General features: G+C 35.6%; 12 protein-coding genes. 8 read left to right on the top strand and 4 right to left on the bottom strand.

Features of this window, described 5'->3' with window-relative positions:
- Positions 1-90 precede the first annotated feature (90 nt).
- Genes GM418_RS30510 through GM418_RS30495 form a run of 4 tightly spaced genes read right to left on the bottom strand, consistent with a single transcriptional unit; the run spans position 91 to position 3,946 of the window.
- On the bottom strand, positions 91-1,074 hold the full coding sequence (locus GM418_RS30510; RefSeq protein WP_158872071.1) for a TRAP transporter substrate-binding protein: 984 nt from the start codon (positions 1,072-1,074) through the stop codon (positions 91-93).
- On the bottom strand, positions 1,058-2,146 hold the full coding sequence (locus GM418_RS30505; protein ID WP_158872069.1) for a uroporphyrinogen decarboxylase family protein: 1,089 nt from the start codon (positions 2,144-2,146) through the stop codon (positions 1,058-1,060). Before GM418_RS30505 ends, GM418_RS30510 begins: the two co-directional genes overlap by 17 nt.
- 52 nt (positions 2,147-2,198) lie before the next feature.
- Positions 2,199-3,482, bottom strand: coding sequence for a TRAP transporter large permease (locus GM418_RS30500; RefSeq protein ID WP_158872067.1), 1,284 nt, complete (start codon positions 3,480-3,482; stop codon positions 2,199-2,201).
- A 14-nt stretch (positions 3,483-3,496) separates the two neighbouring features.
- On the bottom strand, positions 3,497-3,946 hold the full coding sequence (locus tag GM418_RS30495; protein ID WP_158872065.1) for a TRAP transporter small permease: 450 nt from the start codon (positions 3,944-3,946) through the stop codon (positions 3,497-3,499).
- Between the two features lie 443 nt (positions 3,947-4,389).
- Between GM418_RS30495 and GM418_RS30490 the strand changes: the two genes are divergently transcribed.
- The 8 genes from GM418_RS30490 to GM418_RS30455 all read left to right on the top strand — a co-directional run bounded on the left by GM418_RS30490 (position 4,390) and on the right by GM418_RS30455 (position 18,076).
- Positions 4,390-5,406, top strand: a complete 1,017-nt coding sequence (locus GM418_RS30490) for a LacI family DNA-binding transcriptional regulator (protein WP_158872063.1) — start codon at positions 4,390-4,392, stop codon at positions 5,404-5,406.
- Positions 5,407-5,485: 79 nt separating this feature from the next.
- Complete coding sequence (locus tag GM418_RS30485; protein WP_158872061.1) at positions 5,486-8,656, top strand: SusC/RagA family TonB-linked outer membrane protein; 3,171 nt, start codon at positions 5,486-5,488, stop codon at positions 8,654-8,656.
- 25 nt (positions 8,657-8,681) lie between these two features.
- Entirely contained in the window at positions 8,682-10,457 is a 1,776-nt protein-coding gene (locus GM418_RS30480) for a RagB/SusD family nutrient uptake outer membrane protein (RefSeq protein WP_158872059.1), read from the top strand.
- Positions 10,458-10,619: 162 nt separating this feature from the next.
- A complete protein-coding gene (locus tag GM418_RS30475) occupies positions 10,620-12,422 on the top strand; it encodes a LamG-like jellyroll fold domain-containing protein (RefSeq protein ID WP_158872057.1) in 1,803 nt (600 codons plus the stop codon).
- Between the two features lie 19 nt (positions 12,423-12,441).
- A complete protein-coding gene (locus tag GM418_RS30470) occupies positions 12,442-13,905 on the top strand; it encodes a sulfatase family protein (RefSeq protein WP_158872055.1) in 1,464 nt (487 codons plus the stop codon).
- Between the two features lie 12 nt (positions 13,906-13,917).
- Positions 13,918-15,024, top strand: coding sequence for an SGNH/GDSL hydrolase family protein (locus GM418_RS30465; RefSeq protein WP_158872053.1), 1,107 nt, complete (start codon positions 13,918-13,920; stop codon positions 15,022-15,024).
- Positions 15,025-15,041: 17 nt separating this feature from the next.
- Complete coding sequence (locus GM418_RS30460; RefSeq protein WP_158872051.1) at positions 15,042-16,214, top strand: 6-bladed beta-propeller; 1,173 nt, start codon at positions 15,042-15,044, stop codon at positions 16,212-16,214.
- Between the two features lie 113 nt (positions 16,215-16,327).
- Complete coding sequence (locus tag GM418_RS30455; protein WP_158872049.1) at positions 16,328-18,076, top strand: sialidase family protein; 1,749 nt, start codon at positions 16,328-16,330, stop codon at positions 18,074-18,076.
- Positions 18,077-18,087: the final 11 nt, after the last annotated feature.

Genomic DNA, 18,087 nt, shown 5'->3' with positions numbered 1-18,087 from the left:
ATTTTATGAGTCAGATTTATATTATACGTTAGTTGTATTGTTCATTATTTAAGTAGTAATAGTTAAATGTGTTTTTAATGCTATCTTCTTTTATTTTACATCTCGTATTCGTTGGTAAATGTCAGGTGCCCAGACATCTTTGAATAACTTGGGTAGTTTTTGAACCGCAAGTTGTTCAAACGCATTTCTATCTACATCAATAAACTTAACACCAGCTGCTTTTAATTCATCTGTAAACTTTTCTTCGTACTCTTTTACCAAATCGTTTTGATATTGAGCTGCTTCTTTAATTGAATCGATAATTATTTTTTGTTCATTTTTATCAAATTTTTTAAAAAAGTAATCACCAATACAAGCAATATAAAAGCTAATGAGATGCTCTGTCTTCATTATATACTTTTGTGTCTCATATAAATGGCTTGTATAGATTACTTCCAGTGGATTCTCCTGACCCTCAACGACACCCTGTTTTAGTGCCATAAACATATCGGAGTATGCTAATGGAGTAGGATTTGCACTAAATGTTTTCCATGATTTTATATAAATGGGTAATTCAGGTACACGAAGTTTTAATCCGTTTAAATCTTCAGGCGTTTTTACGATTTTGTTGGTCGTAGTTAAATATCTTGGTCCACGGTGGAGAAAAGCAAGAAAATGAATCTTCCGGTTTTTATAAATGGCTGATTCAATTTCTTTCCCTATTTTTCCATACATTACTTTTTCCATATGCGCATAGCTATTGAAAACAAAAGGAGCTTCGATAACTCCATATTCGGGAGCATTCCACCCAATAATAGATGGTCCTGCGATAATCATATCAATGCTTCTGAGGCTTAATCCTTCGACCAGAATTCTGTCGTTGCCTAAAATTCCATTTGGATAGAGTTTTACCCTTATTTTTCCCCCGGATTTTTGGGATACTAGTTTGCTAAATTGTTCGGCTGCAGCATGGGAGGTACCTCCCGGAGCCATTACGTATGCAAGTCGGAATTCTTTATAATTCTTTTTTGTTGAACAGGAACTTACAATAAATGTTACCAGAAGAAGTATTATTATTTTATTGTAAAAATTCATTACTTTTTAATTTATTAATGGTTTCATAAACGGTATCAATATTTTGCGGGGGTGTTCCGGTCATAAAATTGTTTGAGGGAGCAGCAATGTAATTTTTATTTTTATTTAGGTGTCGTATCAAAATTGAAACATGTGTCTCAATATCCTCTGAAGTTCCATATGGTATTACAGATTGAGTATCGATTGCACCATGAAATGAGATTTTTTTTCCATATTTTTCTCCTAAAGCTTGTGGGTCCATTCCTTTTGCTGTAGTTTGAACCGGGTCAATTATATCAACTCCAAGCTTAATAAAATATGGGATTAAAGGCTCAATGGAGCCACACGAATGCACCATTACCTTGAGGTTAAAGGAATGTGCAAGGTCAATAAGTTTTTTATAATTGTTGTAATAAATTTCATACCAATCTTCCTCGCTTATCATTAATCCGGATTGCGAACCAAAGTCATTACCCATAAAAAAGACGTCCATTTTATCTTTAACTACTTCAAAATAGCGAGTATTCATTTCAATATAAAAGTCAGTCATTCGATTCACAAGTAACTGAACCAGGTTTTTATTTAAAGCAATGTTTAAAAGAAAATTCTCGTATCCCATCATCCGGTAACTATCTCCATGAATGGCAGACCATAATCCCCCTACAATGATTCTTTTTGCATTTAAATCACATTCTTTCGTAAGGGGTGAAAAATCAAACCAACGAGGGTCAGGTAATTTTAAGTTTAAAATATCCTCTTCTTTAATAAATTCCGAAGATAAGGGGCTATTAATTGCTTCATCCACTCCAAATTTATCATCATATACCAATCTTTTCCAATGAATACCCAATGGACAAATTCTTTTGGTATCTGTTATTTTAAGTTTAGGCCCCCTGTAAAATGGAAAGCAACTTTCATTTTGACTTATATCCCTGCATGACAGGTAATAAAAATCAGATTTAAGCTTATTGAGTAATTCGTTCTCATTTTTGAGGGAATAATATTTCAAAAGAGACTTTGTTACTTGTTTTGTTGCCAAATAATCAACCAATAAGGGTTTGTCGAATTTGCTATATTTTGAATTATGCACCATTCCTTTTATTTGCGTTAAAGTCTTAATATGAGTCTCTTTTAAAAAATTAAAATCAGCTTATATTGTTACCAAGAGTATTTATAAGCCATAAGGTTGTTTCCGGGAATATCGCACAAGTGATTATTACTATCAGAATTACCAAATAAAACGGCCAAATATTCATAATTATGTCTTTGATCTCTATATTTCCTGCACCGGATATTACAAATAATAGTATACCAACCGGAGGAGTTATTAATCCAAGCATGATGGCTAACTGAAACATTACGCCAAAGTGAACTATATCAATACCTAGCGTTAATAATATTGGAAGTATTAAAGGTGTTAATATTATCATTATACTTCCACCTTCCATGAAAGTGCCCAATGCGATAATGATTATGATGATGACAAACATGAAAATCCATTTTTGACCAGCAACTGACAAAACATTTTCAACAAAGAGACTAGGTTCAATTTCTCGGGAAATAATCCAGCCAAAAGCAGATGCGCAGGCTATCACAATCATAATACGTGCGGTTTGTTTGGCGGTATTGGTAAAAATGGCCGGAAGAGTTTTAATGGAAATATCCCTGTGTATAAATATACCAACGATTAAACCATATACAACCGCAATTACACCTGCTTCAGTAGCTGTAACGGCTCCGGACATTATACCCCCAATTATTATAACCGGCATTAACAATGACCATATTGCACTTTTAAAACTTAAAATTACTTCATTCCAGTTCCTTTTTTCTCCTGCTGGGAAATTGTGGCGGATCGATAGAATATAACAAAATATCATCATTCCTAAACCAAGTATTATTCCTGGAATTATTCCTGCGATAAATAGTTTCCCAACTGAGGCATTTGAAACAGAAGCATATATAATAAAACCAACACTTGGTGGGATCACCGGTCCAATGGTAGCAGCCGCTGCATTTATTGCGCCTGCAAATCCTTTATTATACCCTTTTTCTTCCATCGATTTAATCATAACAGAACCAACAGCAGCCCCACTCGCAATTGCAGCGCCTGATACTGCTGCCATGATCATGTTTGTTATAACAACAACAAATGAAAGACCTCCTCTGATGTTGCCAATTAATGACATTGCAAATCTGATCAAACGATGTGTAATTCCTCCTGCATTCATAATTTCTCCGGCCAATAAAAAAAATGGAAGAGCAAGTAATACGATTGAGTCTGAGCCTGCTGATATTTGTTGTGCAATCACCATTGGAGATATATCTGTAAAGAGTATGATGTAAAGCAAAGAACTGATACCAAGTGCATAGGCAATTCTTACTCCAAGTATTAGTAACAACAACATGCATATTATTAGAAATATCATTTGCTTAACTTGTTTTAATTAATTTTCTTAAATTCTTTCCGTAATCTTACCAATCCATAAATGAATGACAGTAGCGCAGAGCAGGGAAGAGCTGCATAGAAGACTATATTTAAAGGAAGTCCTACTGCCGGGCTTAGAGTACCGGATACATCATTTACCCACATAAATCCTAAAACTATCATCCCGCCGTTAAAAGCAGTTATTAGGAGTGTGTTGAAAATGAGTAGTAAAGTTTTATATTTGCCAGGTACCTTCTCTAATAAAAAGTCTACACCAAGGTGCATATAATCTCTAAAACACAAAGCGGCTCCAATAAACGTAATCCAGATAAAAAGAAATTTTGCAATCTCTTCACTCCAGGAAAGTGAGTTGTTAAATGTATATCTGAATACTACCTGTGTGAACATAATTGCAACGATTAATGCCAGTAATGATGCAAGAATATAATCAGATATTTTTTTCATAAACATTAAAAATCTAATAATTGAATTAATATTGTAAATAACAAAAACGTTTTAGCAAATGTATGTATTTTTTCTTTTATAATAGCAAAAAATAATTAAATTAATTTATAATTGATTGTATATAAGTATTTTATTATTGAGGTGAAATGTTATTCTTTTAAACAATAGTTGAAGAGTAAGATTTAGTAAGATGATATGGTTATGGGGTTGTATAAAATAAGTTAATATGTTCTATATTTATATAATATACTGATATATAGTAGAATAAATATTAATTCTATACGCATATTGTAAGTTATTTGTAGTAAAATGCTAAAAAGTTTTAGCATTATATTTTACTTATAATGAGTATGTTATATGTATTATGTTTTTAAGCATGTTTAATATTTCTTTTTTTTAATTGATTTTCTTCATATCTTGCACCCAAAATAATAAAGTAATAAATGTCTGTTACAATAAAAGATATTGCTGCATTTGTTGGAGTTTCTTATTCAACTGTTTCTCTTGTATTAAATGGTAAAGCATCAGAAAACAGGATTAGTGAGGAACTTGAGAGAAAAATATTTGCCGCGGCTAAAGAATTGAATTATAGGCCTAATACACTAGCCAGAGGGTTACGGAAAGGAATTACAAACTCAATTGGATTTGTTATTTCTGATATTTCCAATGCATTTTTTGTGAAATTGGCAAGGCGTGTTGAAAAGGAGGCAATGAGGTCTGGATACAGAGTATTTTTTGCTAGCTCAGACGAAAATGATGATAAATGTATTGAGGTTATAGATTCATTCCTGAATCAGAGGGTAGATGGATTGATACTTATACCAACTCAGGGAATCCATGAGAAGCTAAATCAGTTAAGTTCTCAACAGATTCCATTTGTGCTTGTTGATAGGCATTTTCCAAAAATTAATGCAAATTGTGTAGTAATGAATAACTGGCAATCTGCCTACGATGCAACTGTTTATCTAATAAAAAAAGGAAAAAGACGGATAGGTACCTTTTCATACGATACTAATTTCTTTCATATGGCGGAGAGATTGGAAGGTTACAAAGCGGCATTAAAGGACAACGGTATTCGATTTGATAAAAGGTTGGTCCCAGAGGTGCCATTTTGGGATGATATAAAAACGAATACCTTGCTAAAGGACTATATGCCATATTTGGTTGATAAGTTAAAAATTGATTCAGTATTTTTTCCGACGAACAGCACGGCATTGCCCGGAATACAGATTTTGTATGACCAATATATAAAAAAGGGAAAAGACATCTCTGTTATTTGTTTTGATGATAATGATTTTTTTAAGGTGTTACAACCACCAGTTACATCTTTGATACAGCCTATAGAAGAAATAGGAGTTGAAAGTGTGAGAATTTTGATTGATGAAATTAAAAATAAGAGAACTAATAAAATGAAAAACAAAATAGTTTATTCAGCACAATTAGTAGACAGGGGGTCTTAAAATAATTTTGTTTATTATGAAGTGCTAAAACGTTTGAGTGACTTAATCAATAAATTAATTAATTGCTAATCAAGTAAATATGAAAAAAAAACTTTTGAGAGATTATTCTTATCTTAGGTTATGGATTACACTTGTTCTTATGATAAGTGTAATTAGCAGCTTTGCACAAAAAATTGAAGTAACTGGAATCATAAAAGGAATGGATGGAAATTTCATTCCAGGAGCAACAATTGTTGAAAAAGGAACAACTAATGGGACTGTCTCAAATGTAGATGGTGAATTTTCATTTAATGTGGAACCAGATGCTACATTGGTTGTTTCATTTGTAGGAATGCTTAAGCAGGAAATACCTGTTGGAGACCAACGAAGGTTCGAGATTGCATTACAAGTTGACGCAATAGGTATTGAAGAAGTGGTAGCTATCGGTTATGGAACCAGAAGTAAACAAGCTTTAACAGGGAGCATTGTAAATGTCAATACTTCAGAGTTAAAGAAAATCAACCCTGTTAATAATATTACAAATGCATTACAGGGCATGGTGCCTGGAGTTGTTGCCAATAGTGGAAATACTCCGGGGTCTGGTGCGAATATTCAGATCCGAGGAATCGGGACAATTAATAGTACTTCGCCACTTGTAATTGTTGATGGTATTCCGTCTGATATCGGACGATTAAATCCAGCAGAGATTGAATCAATGTCTGTACTTAAAGATGCTGCATCTACTGCGATTTATGGTGCAAGGGGGGCTAACGGAGTTATTGTAGTAACTACAATACAAGGGAGTAAATCACAAGCGCCAAAGGTTACAGTAAACGCAAGGGCTAGTGTTAGTGCTTTACCTCCTCAGTATGATATGCTAAATCCAACAGAGTTTGGTGAAATGTTGTGGATGTCATATGAAAATTCGGGAATGGAGCCTAATCATCCTCTTTATGGAAATGGCGCAACCCCGGTTATACCAAAATATATTTACCCAAGTGTTACTAACGATATTGATTTAAGCAATTATAGTGCTTATGATTATCAAATTGTTGAATCGACTCCCGAAGGAACCAATTGGTTTGATTATATCTATCAGAATGCAATTACCCAGGACTATGATATGACAATTACTGGTGGAGCGGACAAGTTAACGTATGGTGTTGTATTTGGTTATACTGATAACTTGGGTTCGGTAAAGGAATCAGGATATGACAGGTTTAATTTTCGTACCAATTTATCAATGGATCTTTATGATTGGTTAGAGATTGGAGAAAATTTTGGCGTTCGGGCACAGAATGACTGGGGCAGGCAATCAGATGGTGGAGAAGGAAGTTCTGTTTCCATGGCTATGCTGATGCCCCGTCTTTGTCCGGTGTATGATATCGAGGGTAATTGGGCACCAGTAACAAAATTAGTCGGATTCTCATCAAATAGGAACGAACCATCTGAGATATGGAGACAAAGTGATTATACAAATAAATATTTGTCGCTTGAGGGTAATGTGTATGCAAATATTCGTTTTTTGAAAAATTTCACGGTAAAAACAATTCTGGGTGTTTATGCCGGTAATGGATGGGTCAATCAGCCTACTGAAGCAAATCCTTGGAACTATTCGGGAACTTCAATAGATAAACTTACTGTTTCTTCAAGTAAAGCCAGGAACTGGGATTGGACAAACACGTTAAATTATATAAAAACATTTGGTGACCATCGAGTAGATGTTATGGCAGGATTTGAAGCATCAAGTAGTCGCTCTGATAATATGAGTGCTTCTCGTGAAGAGTATTTTTTGCAAACCGAAGAATATTTTGTATTAAGTGCAGGAGAAGGTACACAAACAAATAGCGGAAGTTATTCCGAAAGTTCTTCTGCCTCGTATTTTGGTAGATTACATTATGAGTATAAAGATAAGTACTTTTTTGACGGAATAGTAAGACATGACGGTTCATCTGTTTTTGCCGAAAATTACAGATGGGGTACTTTTCCTTCATTTGCGGGAGGATGGATTATCTCCAATGAAGAATTTATGAATTCGGTAGATTGGATGGATTTATTAAAATTTCGAGCAAGTTGGGGGCAGTCAGGAAACAATAGAATTGGAACATATAATGGTTTCTCTACTTTCCAAACCAATATTAATTATTCATATTATCCTATCGACGGTTCAAATGATAGCCCAATTTCCGGTTTTGAAACAAAAGCTTTTGGTAACCGCAACGCAAAATGGGAAACAACAACTACAGTTAATTTTGGTTTGGATATCACAGTATTGGAAAAGTTCTCGTTAGGACTTGATTTATGGAATAAAAAAACCAGTGATATGCTTTATCCCAAAGCCATTCCCGCAGTATATGGATATGCATCTGCACCATCTGTAAATATTGGCGACATGTTGAATAAAGGATTTGATTTGTCTTTTGATTATAAAGGGAAATCTTCGAATAATGTTTTCACCTACCATATAAATCTGGTTGCTTCAAGATATAAAAACGAACTGGAAAATTTGTCGGATGCAGAAGATGAAGTAAATTATGGCTCAATTTATAGAGATCAATATTATACTTATGCCAAGAAAGGCACTTCTTTCCCTGAATTTTATGGATATGAAGTATTGGGAATATTCCAGACCGATGGGGAAGCAGAAGCATATTTCCCCAATGAATTAGACCCGACATATAACAAAGCAGGTCATTTTATATTTGCTGATATTAATGATGATAAAGTAATTAATTCAGATGACAGGACGTCAATCGGCAATCCACATCCCGATTTAACACTTGGTCTTAATTTGAATTTTACATACAAGAATTTTGATCTTTCTGCCATGTTTTATTCCAGTATTGGAAATGATGTTTTAAATCTTGACCGTCGTATTTTGGATTTCAATTATATGGAATTCTGGCGTGGAACAAGAAGGTTATATGATTCCTGGGGAAGTCCACATCTGAGCAATAATGCAGACGCAAAAATGCCATTGGCGGAGATAAACGATCAGGTAAGTCAACTGCCAAGTTCCTATTACGTAGAAGATGGTTCCTATTTAAGATTGAGAAATCTGCAGGTTGGTTACACTTTCTCAAATACAGTTATCAATAAAATTGGGTTAGAAAACTTACGTTTATACGTTGTAGCACAGAATCTTGTGACTATCACAGGATACGATGGTCTTGATCCAGCCTTTTATAGTTCAGGAATCAATTTTGGTGTAGATGCCGGCAGGTGGCCAACTGTTAAAACCTATATGTTTGGTATAAATGTAACTTTTTAATCAGTAATTTTTAAATCAATATATAATGAAAAAGAGAATAGCAAACATAAAACAAAGTAGTATATTTCTACTTTTGATAGCAATATTTTTAGCAACTTCATGTGGTGAAGAGTTTCTATATAAGAAACCAACAGGTGTGGTTTCTTTGGAGGATTTCAATACAAAAGAAGGAGTAGATCTGCTCTTAACAGCAAGTTATACATTGGTGAAAGGCGCCGCAATAAAATCGGGATGGCCTAGGGAAGCATACTCTGCCTCGCCTACGAATTGGGTTTGGGATTGTGCTTCCGATGACGCTTATAAAGGATCTACCTTATCTGATCTTGCAGAAGGAGGTGAAATAGAACGTTTTGTTGCGATGCCAAGTAATCCCCATATTGTTAATAAATGGGTAGTTTTATATGACGGAGTTTCTCGGGCCAATGATTGTATAAATGCAATTCTAAAGGCAGATGATATGACTGACTCTGAAAAAGACTTAGCCATGGGGCAGGCAAAATTTTTAAGAGGATTTTATCATTTCAGGTTGCAAAGAATGCATTTCCAGGTACCATTTATTTCAAATGAAGAAATAGAAATTGAAAAAGTTCCTAATGATCACCCGATTTGGTCTGAAATTGAACAGGACTTGGATGATGCAATCTTATTGTTGCCGGAAAGTTTTTCTGGAGAACCAGGAAGAGCTACAAAATATGCGGCTATGGCATTAAAAGCTTATGTTCAACTGCATCAGGAGAAATACAGTGATGCAAAAACACTTCTGGATCAGATAATAACCAGTGATAAGTATAGTTTGGCTGACCACTACTTCGACAACTTTGATTATGAACATCAAAATAATCAGGAATCTATTTTTGAAATTCAAAGAGCCGTTAACGATGGAACCGCTCAAGGATTCAATGGTACTCCTGATATTTGGACAACAAATCCGCCTCCAACTGCTGGGCTAGGTGTTTGTTGCGGGATGTATCAGCCATCAATAGATCTTGTAAATGCCTATAAAGTAGATGAGAATGGATTACCGCTTTTAGGTTTTAGTGGGCCAAAATTTGATGATACAAATTTGAAAAATGATATGGGACTTGCTTCTACTGATGAGTTTGTACCGCCAGATGATTTAGTAGATCCTCGTTTAGATTGGACTGTTGCAAGACGTGGCATTCCGTTTATGGATTGGGGAATTTGTACAGGTTGGGCCCGCGACCCTGCTAATGGAGGGCCATTCGAACTCAAAAAGAGAATGTATCCGAAAGCTTTAGTTGGAATTGCATCGCACGCAGCTTTTGCCCGTTCAACGGCTTTAAACACAAGGTTAATACGATATGCGCACGTTTTATTGTGGAGAGCAGAATGTGCAGTTGAAGATAACGATCTCGAATTGGCTAAAAACTTGGTGAACCAAGTTAGAGGAAGGTCGGCTAATGATTTTGTTATGGGAAAATGTACTTCCTATGTTTTTCCAAATGCTCCTTCCTCAGAAGGAGCTGAGGTAGATTGGGATCAACCTGCTGCAAATTATTTGTTAGGGCAATATGAAAGCTTTCCAAGTCAGGAGTATGCCAGGGAAGCTGTGCATATGGAAATTCGTTTGGAAACCGCTATGGAAGGAAACCGGTTTTTTGACCTTCGTCGCTGGGGAAAACTGGATGAAGTAATTCCATCATATATAACCAAAGACTCAGAATTCAGGTCTTTTATGCAAGGTGCAGTATTTAATCTTGAAAAAAATGATTACTGGCCTTTACCGGAAAGTGAGCTTGATATTCAGGTAGGTGTATTACAACAAGACCCTGCTTGGTAGGATACCAATATATTTGATAAGATACAAATAAGTAATTTTATTAAGCGAACCGGGTGTTAAAGAAATATCCGGTTCGCCTAATAATAGTAAACGTTTAACATACTCGCAGTTTATTTGGATAATTAGGGAGACTTACATATTAAAACTAACTTCTGTATCCTGATGAAGACTAGAACCTTACATGTTATTTTCGGACTTGTTTTCCATTTTTGTGCATCTGCACAATATATTGACTGGTCTAATTCAGATCCCCGCTATATTGGAAATGGAAACGAAATCCCGAGCAAAACTTATGCTGACCAACCCTATGTCATTGTATGTGATGACGGCAGTTGGCTTTGCATCTTAACAACCTCTTCAGGAATTGAACATGCTTACATGAATAATATTATAGCAACCAGAAGTTATGATAAGGGCAGAACGTGGACAGAACCTGTAAATGTTGAACCTCCTGGTGTGCCACAGTCATCATGGGCTGTTCCGTTAAAAGTTCCAAGTGGCCGTGTTTATGTTTTTTATAATTACAATAAATATGGTTTTGAAGGAATAGAAGGGGTTATGAGTGGCCCTTTTATGTTTAAATACTCTGACAATAACGGTAAAAGCTGGTCGGAAAACAGATTCGAGGTTCCTATCAAAATAACTCAGATTGATAAGGAAAATTACACACATGGGGAACATCAATTTTTTTGGAGCATCGATAAACCTGTTGTTACAGATAAGGCAGCATATATAGCATTTACAAAAATACTTAGGAAAGAATCTGATCAACCTGAATTTTTTAAAAGGAGCGAAGGCTTTATTTTGAAAAGTAACAATATCCTTTATGAAAATGATCCAGGTAAGATTCGATGGGAAACTTTCCCTGAAGGAGATACCGGCATATGGAATCCGGAATTTGGTAAAGTACAGTCAGAGCATAATATGGTTGTTCTAAATAATGGTGATTTGTATGTGGTTTACAGAACCATTGATGGTTCTCCGGCATATTCGATAAGTTCAGATGATGGAAAAACATTTTCCAAACCACAATATATGACATATAAAAAAGGACAGCGCATTGGAAACCCTCGTGCATGCCCTAAAATATTTAAAACTGAGGACGGGAAATACCTGTTTTGGTTTCATAATAATTTTAGAAAAAATTCATACAATGGACGAAATCCCGTATGGATTTCAGGGGGAACAGAAGAAAGGGGAAATATAATGTGGTCTCAACCTGAGATAGTTTTATATGATAATGATCCTGCCGTTTTGGGAATGAGCTATCCTGATTTTATTGAAGAGAATGGGCGGTTATGGATTACAGAAACACAAAAAAATGCAGCCAGAGTTCACGAGATAAATACTGATATAATTGAGGGGATGTGGAATCAGGGAAAAGTAACTGATTTGACCGTTGATGGTTTGATTATGAATTCAGATGTGCAAATGTTGTCGCAGAAGAAAATAAACTTTCCTCAATTACCGGATTTGTCTTTTGGTGGCAGTTTTACAATAGAATTTTGGATGACTGTCACAAATTTTTCTGCGGGACAGCAATTGTTTAGTACAATCGGTCCCAAACACAAAGGTATAAAGGTTTCATTACAAAAAAATAACACGATTGAGATTGAGTTAAATGATGGAGAAATAAGAGAAGCAGATCTTCGCGAAAACACAATCTTTACTTCCGATAAAAACAGAATTGCAGAAAATGAATTACACCATATCGTATTTATTATTGACGGAGCTGCAAAAATTGCCACCGTTTTGGTGGATGGAATACTTAGCGATGGCGATAATGTCGAAAGAGATTACGGTTGGGGACGGATTTATCCCTATTTAAAGGGACTTAACGATACTAATATTTGCATTCTTAATAGAAATTTTGATGGAACAATTCATCTTATGAAAGTATATAACCGTGCATTAAGAACTTCTGAAGCAATTTCCAATTATAATGCCGGTCTTAAAGCAAATTAATTACCTAAAAATTTTGATCATGTTTAAACGTATAAATATCACTTCATTTTTTCTGGTTGGGGCAATTATATTGAGCCTATCGATTCCGGCAGGGGCACAAATCAGTCAGAAAAAGCCAAATATTATTCTTATCCAGGTTGATCAGATGCGTCCGGATCATTTGAACCAAATGCCAAAATTGATGACGCTGGCTAAAGATGGAGTTGTTTTTGAACATGCATATACGGCAGCCCCTTTATGTCAACCTTCAAGAACTTCAATAATAACCGGTCTATATCCAAGCCGGACTAAAATATATGGTAATCAAACCGGGCCGATCCATAATGACTTAAGAGATGAAACCTTTATGAACCATCTGCAAAACGCTGGTTACTTTACAGCTCTAATTGGAAAGCATCACTATATTGACAGATATGCAGTAGGGATTGATGTTACCAAAGAGGATAAAGCGGAAATCGGGAAATATGGAATAGACTATTTAGTACAATGTCTTGATGTAGGCGAGCACATTCCTAACAATGATAACACAGAAAATATAGATGATTACATAAATTATTTGAAACAGAAAGGACTTCTGGAAAAATATTTTAATGAGGTACGGGAAGGTATCCGATCTGGGCATCATCCGCTGGCCCCTGATGATTCTGAGGATGGATTTATCGGGTTACAGGCAGCTGACTTTATAAAAAAATACGATAAGGTTGAGCCTTTCTATTTAAACGTAAGTTTTATCGGACCACATCCCCCTTACATGGTACCTGGCGAGGTTAAAACCAAGCCGGAAGATACAAAACCACCCAAATTAGCCTCCCCAAGTTCAAATACAAGTCGACGAAGGGCTGTGTATGCCGATATGTGCGCTAATATAGATCATTATATCGGGAATATTATAGAGACACTTGAGTCAAAGAAATATCTGGATAATACGGTAATACTATTTGTTTCAGATCACGGGGACAATCTTGGAGATTACGGAATTTGGGATAAACGGTACTTCTATGAACAAAGTGTTGGTGTGCCATTGGTAATTTACGGGAAAGGTGTTCCGGGTCGCAATATTAGATTTGGATCGGTAAGGTCAAAGGCACTGGTATCGACGCTCGATATTTATCCAACGATACTTTCAGTTGCAGGTGTCGATATTTCGGACCTGGACAGACCTGGTAAAAATCTGATTGAAATTGCCAAGGGTAATCCTTCAGCCCTTCGTAGTGCTGTTTTTTCCGAACTCGGTACCTGCGCCATGATAAGGACTGCGAGTTGGAAAATGGTTTTTGATCCCGAACAGGGAGGTACTTGCTATCTTTTTAATTTAATAAATGATCCTGAGGAAAAAAACAATTTGTCCGGTATGCCGGGATATGAGGCAATTACTGCCGATCTGACAAGCCAGTTACTGTCAAAATACATTACTAATTTTCAAACAACGCAGGGTAAGGAACAAATACGATTGCAAAAAGTACGGGTAAGGTCTAAGGATTAAATATTCATTTCTATGAATTGTAACTTATTACACATAGTATTTACGGTTTGTTTCGTTTCCAGTTCATTTTTCGGGCAATCGGAAAATCAAATAAATAAAAGTAAAATCAAATATTATAATGGAGATTTGTTTTTGCTGGAAGGTTCTGCTTTTACTAATGATGTAAAAGAAAATCGTTATCAGAGGTTACCCGATAAATATCATGGAAAAGTTAGGGATCTGGTTTGGGACTTATCTAAATGTTCATCGGGAATGTCTGTCCGGTTTTTTACAAACTCAACCTGCATTTATGTAAAATGGAGTGTTGTAAACAGCTCAATAGCAAATCGAAATCATATGGCCGCCACAGGAGTTAAGGGAGCCGATCTTTATTTTAAAATTGGTAAAGAATGGCAATATGTTAATACGGCGAGGCCAAACGGAAAAGACTTCGAAGAATTGCTGGTTGCAAATATGGATGGCAAGAGGAGGGAATTCAGGTTGTATTTACCACTATACATTGAATTAGCTGATATCCAAATAGGAGTCGAGGAAAGCTGCAAAATTGAGAAAGCAGTCCAAGATTCCAGAAAGCCAATTGTTTTTTACGGAACAAGCATTACTCAGGGGGGATGTGCTTCCCGACCGGGGATGGCTCATACAAATATAATTTCAAGAAAAACAGGTATAGAATGTATAAATCTCGGGTTTCGTGGTAACGGAAAAATGGAACCGGAATTGGCTGAAATAATCAGGGAAATTGATGCTGAATTATATGTAATTGAATGTTTGCCCAATATGACAAAACAAGAGGTTTTGGAAAGAATCTCTCCATTTATGGAAATACTTAGGGAAAAGCGCAAAAGCACACCTGTTGTTTTTGTGGAGAATTTAATTTATGAGAAAAGTTATTTGGATAACAAGACAATGCAAAGCACAAACGAAAAAAATCTGGCATTGAAAGGTGAATTTGAAAAATTAAAAAATGACGGGTTCAAGAATATCTATTATATAGATGGGAAGAACGCTTTGGGGGAAGACCATGAGGCAACGGTAGATGGCACTCATCTGACTGATTTGGGATTTTTGAGATATGCCGACTTTTTGATTCAGAATATAAAGAAATATAAACTTCTATAACAGATCACAGAATTGGAATGATTGCAAATATTACTCATAAAAGACTGGAAAAGAATCTAATCAGATTCTTTTTGTTGACCATATTTCTTTCTTCATGTGTCGATAAAGGAAACAAGAAAAGTAACATCGATTTCAGTCTGCAAAAGCTGAGTGAATCTACGTTTAGTGAAACAATCTCCAATTATTCCATCGTTAAACTGGAAACTGCTGAGGATTCAAAGATTAATGTCATCACGAAAGTTCTTATTAACAACGAACATATTTATGTTCTTAATCACTGGGAGAACAGGCAGGAGATTCTCATATTTTCCCTGGCAGGGGATTATATTGATAAAATAAGTAGTGGAAATAATTCAATAAACAGTTTCTCCGGTATCATTGACTTTGATATTCATCCGGTGACCAGAGATATATGTATTCTAGATCAAAAACAAAGAAAGCTGGTTATTTATAACGAGGAAGGAGGATTTGTGAAAAGTACCCCAATTAATTGTCTGGCAAGAGAAATAACCTATGGAGTTAAAGCAGGAAGAGTATTTACGGTCATACATACAATACAATCAGATGCTAAATCGGATATTAACGATGAAATCGTGCTATACGATGAAAATGATAAACCTTTAGACACATATTTTGAATATCAAAAAGAAAATCATCCGTTACAAAATAAGAGAATAACCCTGATGAAAAGAGGTGATAATGTGATGTTTCTAAAGGAAGGAACAAACACCCTCTACGAAATCGGACTAAAGAAATGTGACATAAAATCAACTTTTACTTTTTCTAAACCGGTTCTACCTGTCAATAAGATTTACGGTGCATTTTTTAGCGGTGACGTAGATGTATCTCAATATGTTTATGATATAGATTATTTTGAATCAGACAGTATATTATATACAACTTTTTCGAGTACTGATGGTGATTATATTGGAATCTTCAATAAAGAGTCAAACCGCTCAACTCTTTATAATATGCTTCTTGATCCATCGTGTAAGTGTGGTATAAAAATCGAAATAGCAGGTGTATTTCAGAACAACTTTATTGTTCAGATTCCCCGAACAAAGATTGCAGATGTTCTGGAGGTTTTGGATAACGAAAGGACAAAATGTACAAACGATGAAATATTTGAATTAATTGACAATATGAAACCCGGAGAAAATCCGATTCTGTTATTGCTTGAGCTAAAATAAAGGAGAACAACCATATGAAACAAATCATTAAAATAAATCAACCGACAAAATCCTGTTTTTTCTATCCGCTAATTTGTGCGTTAAAGATGGGCACAGGTAGAGCTATATTAATCTTGCTCCTAATACAAACAGGTTTTGTAAATACAATTCTGGCACAGCCAAAAGACTGGCGTGATGCAAAAAATGGCACGTCTATTTATACCAATGGTTATTGCGATCAACCTTATGTTGTGGTTCTTGAAAACGGCAAATGGCTTTGTGTTTTTACTACGAACGAAGGGCATGAAGGAAGCGGGGGACAACATATTGTAAGTTGTTTAAGCGATGACCAGGGAAAAACATGGACAGAGCCGGTAAGGATTGAAGAACCAGGTAAAGAGTCAGCTTCCTGGGCAATGCCGTATCTTACCGATTATGGAAGGGTTTATGTTTTTTACGACTATAACGGAGATAAAATCCATGATCTGGGTACCCGGAAAAATATACGTGAAGACATGCTTGGATGGTATTGTTACAAGTATTCCGACGATAAGGGAAAAACATGGTCAGAAAGATATCGTTTAGATGTTCGTACAACAAATGTCGATTTGAATAATGATTGGGCAGCTAAAGTTCAGATTCTGTGGGGCATTGGCAAACCGGTTGATGTGGATGAAGGGATGATGTTTGCCTTTACAAAAATTGGTAAATATATGCTTGATAATAGTGAAGGCTGGTTTTTCAGATGTGATAATATCAATACTGAAAGGGATGTTACAAAACTAAAATGGCAAAATTTACCAGAATCACAGGATGGCTTAAAAAACACAGATTTGGGACCAATCAACGCCGAACAAAATATTTTCCAAATGAATGATGGTTCCATTTACTGCATGCATCGCACTGTTTCCGGATTTCCTGCTGAATCCTATTCTTATGACGGAGGAAGAACATGGACATTGCCTGTTCCTCCTAAGTATGTGAATGGATTAGAGCTTAAAAATCCCAGGGCATGTCCAAGAATTTGGAAATGTAAAAACGGTAAATATTTATTTTGGTATCATAACAACGGAGGGAAAGATTTTAATTCGAGAAATCCGGCGTGGGTCAGTGGAGGAGTTGAAATGGATGGTAAAATTATCTGGAGCCAGCCAGAAATATTAATTTATGAAGATCAGCCCGACATAAGAATGAGTTACCCTGACTTGATTGAACAGAATGGCAAATACTGGATTACTGAAACAAATAAAGAGAACGCACGGTGTCATCCGGTTCCTGATGGTTTTTTTGATATAATCTGGTCTCAATTGGAGAGAAATGCGGTAACTGAAGGTGGTCTGGTTGCCCAATGGAATGAAAAAAATCATAAAACAAGCCGAACATTCAAAATTCCTCAGACTGAAAAGAAACAATATCAGTCAGGTTTTACATTCGATTTTAAAATTAGTTTGACAGACATACAATCGGGGCAGGTACTGTTTGCTGCAAAGACTCAGGATAATAAAGATGTTATTTTACAAACAGGTGAATATGGTTCCGTGGAAATTATCATAGAAAACGGGAATAATGTAGAAAAATGGAATTCTGATCCCGGACTAATAAATGCCTACGGAGAACATTGTGTTGCCGTATCGGTTGACAATGGGCCTAAAATTATTCAATTCGTAGTAGATGGAACCGTTTGTAACGGCAGAGACTTCAGGCAATTTGGCTGGACCAGATTTAAATCGAATTTGGAAAATATTTCGTTTAAAGAAATTGAGGTGGGTGATTTGAATAGTGGGCAAATTCGCCCTAAGGGTACCTTGAAAAATTTGAGAATATATGGCCGACCACTAATGAACACAGAGATTATTGGAAACCACAGGAATGCTGAACAGTAAATAAACAAATT

It is taken from the genome of Maribellus comscasis (genome assembly GCF_009762775.1).
GTDB classification, from domain to species: domain Bacteria; phylum Bacteroidota; class Bacteroidia; order Bacteroidales; family Prolixibacteraceae; genus Draconibacterium; species Draconibacterium comscasis.
This window is presented reverse-complemented; position numbering and strand designations above follow the sequence as displayed.